Below are 5621 nucleotides of genomic sequence, written 5' to 3' on the forward strand. Positions count from 1 at the left end.
TAATATATACCATAAATCAGACAATGAATGGGTGAGATATTATGAGGGGAATTTAGATTATCCAATGGGAATAACGACCCAAGAAAGAGAAGATGGGACTTACCTTTTAATTTTTCCTAGTACCGAAATTATGGAGGACAATGTCTCTGAAACAAAGATAGAATTTTCCGAAATGACCTCTGATATAATTAAAACCAAGATTGACAATATTGGTTCCAATGAAATTGTGACTAAAGTTTGGTATAATAACCAGTTAAAATGGGAAGCCTACAAGACGGAAAGATTGTTTGAAATAATCAAATGAAAACGATTTACAATATTGGCGAGCTGCAATGCCTTGCCAGCGCGCAAAAAATCCGATGCTCAAAAAACACAGCAGCCAGCCAGGCCGTTAGCCACAAACTGAAAGAAGGAAAGCTAAAAATCGGGTTAACAAAAAACATAGGAATTTAATTTTTTTGACAATAAAAGACTTTCTGACTGGAATAAAATGATTTTCGAACTGAAAAACTTTGACCTTTTTAATGATTTAGGAAAATTGGAATATGAGTACTTTGGAAAGTAATTTTAAAGAGATAATATTAAAAAATGTCCGTTGTAAGCGGAAAACTTTCCGAAAGTAAAACCTCAATGGAATAAGCTAATAATATAACAAAGTAAAAAAAATAGGAAAGGTTTGTTGAAAAGCAGATGGATAACAATAACGAGCTAATTTAACTAAATAAATAATGAATTATCTGGTAATATGGAGTGACTTTAGGCTATTTTACGGGAGCCATCCACGAAGAGTTACAGAACATAGTCATCCTGTAATTCAACTGGTTGTAGCTGCCCATGGTACTTTTCTTTCAAAAGATAAAAGTGGCAACTGGATTAATAAAAAGGGACTTCTCATAGCTCCTAATCACATTCATCAATGTGACGCAAATAACATCCACATAATTAGCATAGACATTAATCCAGAATCAAGCCTGGGGGAATGGGTTTTAAGCAAGCAGCTGAAAAATGTGCCGATTATAGATTATCCTTCCAAAGATATTGTAAAATTGGATTTCAAAATATTTTCAGAACTTCTTAATAATGAAAATTGGGAAGCGATGAGAATTATGATTGAAAACACTTTCCAATATCAGAATACTTTCAGAACCTCCCAAAAAGAAGGGCGAATCCAAAACATTCTGGATTTCATCTCAAACAATATCGATAAAAATATCACTTCCGAGATGCTTATGGAAGTAGCTTACCTAAGTGAAAGCAGGTTGCTTCACTTATTCAAGGAGAAAATGGGGCTGCCCATTTCTAATTATATTTTATGGACAAGGCTTAAAATTGTACAAGAACAGATATTGAAAGGTCATTCCCTCACCCATGCCTCCTATAAAGCTGGATTCGCAGATCAGGCCCATATGACCCGAACTTTTAAAAAAATGACAGGAGTTCCCCCTTCTCTAATTGCTAAGAACAGCAAATTCGTTCAAGTTTCTTTTCCTCATTAGGTCCAACTTTGTCTTAAAAAACAAAGTCATGAGTAAAAAGATCATAATTTTATTGTTAACACTAGTAGTTACTATTAGTGCGGTTGCGATTAGATTAAGTTCCATTAAGCCCTTTAGGTTAGCGTATACTTTACCCCCAAACGATCTGTCTGGTAAAAACTGGGATGAGATATTGAATAGTACCTCTGTTATTGACTCATTTAAAGTTTTAAACACGGGTTCGGTTAAAGTTCCTTTAAGTGGAATGTTAAATACAAAAAAACTGAAAGTGGGAAATGGACTGGAGGAATATTTATGGGTAGATGTGTTTGTTTTCTTATTTCACCATAAGGAAAGAGGGTGGTTTATGATTGACACAGGGTTAGATAGCACCTTCCAGGAGGAAGGTAATATCAAAGGCCTGCTCGCCGGAAATTTCATTTTAGAATCCAGACAGCGCAAAGGGCAAAATATAGCTGCTCAGCTTGAAAGGGAAAACAAAGATATTAAGGGTGTTTTCATTACTCACCTGCATGGTGATCATACAGGAGGCTTACCGGAGTTGAATCCTTCCATACCTAAATATATAGGTAAAGGGGAGCAGTATATAAATATTCCTTTCTTATATCAATCAAATCATTTAACCAAAAAGGACAAACTTTTTGAACTTGATTGGTCAAAAGGAATTTATAAGTTTCCATTTGATCACATACTGGACATTTTTGGTGATGGATCATTTTTGGCAATTCATACACCTGGCCATTCAAGCAGTCACCTATCCTATCTCTTGATGACTAGTGAAGGCCCTGTACTCATGACTGGGGATGCTAGTCATACTAAATACGGATTTACAAAAAATATCGAACCAGGATGGGTGGATCATCAGGAAACTGCTGAAAAAAGCCTTTCTCAGTTGATCGGGTTCAGTGAAATGTATCCATGGATAGAGATCATTTATGGACATCAACGATAATCGGAACTTCAACAAATGCTAAGCTTCCAAAGAGAACGAAACAGATTATAAAGGCAAAAAATGAATTTGAAAACAATTATTTTGGATTGAAATTTTTAACACGTATTATTGATAAACACCAGCAGTAGGCTGATACTTTAAAGAAAGTAAACACTTAATTAGAAAAGACTTATCGCATAGAAAAAAAGGAACAACTGGTAGGAATGCCAGTGGCTAACAATGGCAAGCTGCCAAGCTATTCCAACGTACAAAAGCCGACGTTAGGAAAGCACAGCAGCCAAGCCGGGCCGTTAGGCAAAAGCTGAAAAAACAGCACGAGAAGAACCAAAATTCAAAGAAATTAAAATATATGCTAAAAAATCAAAAAGATAAATTTGACTTACCAAATGACGTTTCATATTTGAATTGTGCCAACATTGCACCTTTGATGAATAAATTATCAATTTTAGGAAAGGAGGCTATTGATTTAAGACAAAGACCTTATAAAATATCGCGCGACGATTGGTTCAAACCACCTGAAATTTTAAAAAGAAATTTTGCAAAACTTATCAACTGTGATGATTTCCAACGTATTGCTCTTATTCCGTCCGTTTCATATGGAATTGCATCTGTAGCAAATAACATAAAGTTGAGTAAAAAAGATGAAATTTTAATTGTTCATGAACAATATCCGAGTAATTACTACTCTTGGCAGAATATCACGAAGAAATTCGGAGCAGAAATTAAAATTATAATGCCGCCAAATGAGCCCGAAAACAGAGGCAAATTATGGAATGAGAAGATTTTAAACTCAATATCAGACAAAACAAGAGTTGTTGCTTTGGGTAATGTCCATTGGGCAGACGGAACACTTTTTCAATTGGAAAAAATTAGCAAAAAGGCCAAACAACATAATGCTCTTCTTATTATTGATGGCTCGCAATCAATTGGTGCTTTGCCATTTGATATACAAAATATTAAACCGGATGCAGTTTTCTGCGTGGGCTATAAATGGTTGTTAGGACCATTCTCATTGGGTCTTTCGTATTTTGGCGAATATTTTGACAATGGAAATCCTTTGGAAGAAAATTGGATAAACAGGAAAGACAGTAATGATTTTCAAGGTTTGGTAGATTATACACCACATTATCGACCACTAGCAGGCAGATACAATGTTGGCGAAAATTCTAACTTCCATTTAGTCCCTATTTTGAATGGAGCCATTGAGCAACTGAATGAGTGGAAAGTCGAGAATGTTCAAGCATATTGTAAAAATTTAATAGCCAAACCAATAGACGAACTAAAAAATATAGGATGTATCATTGAAGATGGTGATTTCCGAGCAAACCATTTATTTGGAATTCGATTTGGTTATTCGATGGACCTGGAAAAGCTTCAAAGTCAATTCGTTAACAATAAAATTTTTGCATCACTTCGTGGAAACGCTGTTAGAGTTTCAGTGAATGTTTACAATAATGAAAATGATATGAACAAATTAGTTTCTTGTATCAAGAATACGTTAAAAGCCAGTGCCTAACTAAACCTATACGTATTGCAGGTTTTGTACTAAATTGAAAGGTCAGTAAATTTAATAAAGTTAGCAAAACTTTAATTTTGTATTTAAGGTGAAAAAATTAAATACAAAATATAAACTCTTGGCTACTGCAAATTTGAAGGTTTTAGCTTTCAAATCCTGCACTAGGCATAGTCGGGTCGTTAGCATTCATTATTCAAAATGGAAGAGAAAAATCATATCGGGTTAGACGTTAGGAATTTAAAAATATGATATGAAGCGATATATTTATTTACAACAAGAATAGGTATTTCCTATTAATACTGATTTTTATTATCATCAATACTTTTTTACACCCATTAACTGCTGGTTATATTCCATATAACGAGATTGAAACCCTGAATTATGGTTCTGCATTTGTAACGAACTTCGTAACATGGGGAATAAGCTGGAATTTCTTTGGGATGATAATTGGTGGAGGAATTGCAGCATTCAAGAAGAAATCAGATGAATCTTTAAGAATAAGAACGGCAAGAACAATCCTAAAAACTATATTTTGGATACAATTAAGTTGTGTTGCAATCCATGTATTTTTACTAATTGGGGATATCATTAGAACAATAATGTAAAATAACGAAATGCCAACAATGGAGAGCTGCCATGCTTTGCCAACGCGCTAAAATACCGACGCCAAAAAGCACAGCAGCTAGTCGGGCAGTAACTTGCCAATAAATGTCCTATGAAGATAATCTTAATACTTTATTGCTTCACCCCATTTTTTGCTTTTGGTCAAGTGAACATAGTTGATGGAAATTACTACCCGATAAAAAAAGACCGTGGATATGTGAATTATCTATTGGAGATTAAAAATGCCTTTGTAGATGTAAGTGTTAATCATGATACTGGAAAAAAGTTTGGTAAGGGTAATTACTTAGTTGATAAAGACTTCTTAATAATCAATTTTTCTAACTATGCGCATTGCCCTATTTACGAATTAAAAAGTGCTAAGTCAATTTGGGATAACGATAGTATTACCGTTAATATCAAGGTGTTCAATGATACAATCACAAACCCATTAAATGGGGTTAATCTACTTATTAAAAAATCGAACATTTTTACTTTTTCCGACTCTCAAGGAAAAGGAACCCTTAGGGTGAGTAAGAATAAAGAGAGTTTTAGCGTTATAGTCAGTTTTGTAGGGTTTGACAATATTGAAATACCTGTTATTCTTCAAAATGGGACTACTCAAAATTTCAATGTCAACCTCACTTCCAATTACTACTATAACTCCGATGACACTTTGAAATTTAAGATTGTCAAAGTAACCTCAGATTATCTAATATTGACAAGTCGAGCTACTGGCAAAATTAAATATGAAAAAATTTCGGACGAGGAGAAAATACCAATAATCGGCAAGTAACACTTTGTAAAAAAAATAGCCGCAAGCGGCTAACACACGACCAAAGCAACTATTTTTACAATCACGTTAGCAGTACCAAATTAAAGACCAGATGAAAGAATTTTTAAAACTTAATGGGTGGAAATTGAAAGTAGCCTTTAAATGGACTTCTGCAATTATTTCAGTATTGGTATTAGTGTTATTAGCGGTAGCCTTTTTGAATGACCAGGTTCCAACAATTGACCTTCTCATTTTTATTTTTTTTACTGCAAGTATAGGAAT

5 protein-coding genes are annotated in these 5621 nt (G+C 34.1%); all 5 read left to right on the forward strand.

What is annotated here, in order from left to right; genetic code table 11:
- Nucleotides 1-304, forward strand: a 304-nt coding sequence (locus tag E1171_RS23750) for a hypothetical protein (protein ID WP_222931450.1), incomplete at its 5' end; no start/stop codon positions are given.
- 424 nt (nucleotides 305-728) lie between these two features.
- Nucleotides 729-1496, forward strand: coding sequence for a helix-turn-helix transcriptional regulator (locus tag E1171_RS08455; RefSeq protein ID WP_155205571.1), 768 nt, complete (start codon nucleotides 729-731; stop codon nucleotides 1494-1496).
- A gap of 28 nt (nucleotides 1497-1524) precedes the next feature.
- A complete protein-coding gene (locus E1171_RS08460; RefSeq protein WP_155205572.1) occupies nucleotides 1525-2448 on the forward strand; it encodes an MBL fold metallo-hydrolase in 924 nt (307 codons plus the stop codon).
- Nucleotides 2449-2797: 349 nt separating this feature from the next.
- Nucleotides 2798-3964, forward strand: a complete 1167-nt coding sequence (locus E1171_RS08465; protein ID WP_155205573.1) for an aminotransferase class V-fold PLP-dependent enzyme — start codon at nucleotides 2798-2800, stop codon at nucleotides 3962-3964.
- 715 nt (nucleotides 3965-4679) lie between these two features.
- Nucleotides 4680-5360, forward strand: coding sequence for a carboxypeptidase-like regulatory domain-containing protein (locus E1171_RS08470; RefSeq protein WP_155205574.1), 681 nt, complete (start codon nucleotides 4680-4682; stop codon nucleotides 5358-5360).
- The last annotated feature ends 261 nt before the right edge of the window (nucleotides 5361-5621 follow it).

Origin of the sequence: Xanthovirga aplysinae (genome assembly GCF_009711365.1) — a bacterium.
Lineage (GTDB): Bacteria > Bacteroidota > Bacteroidia > Cytophagales > Cyclobacteriaceae > Xanthovirga > Xanthovirga aplysinae.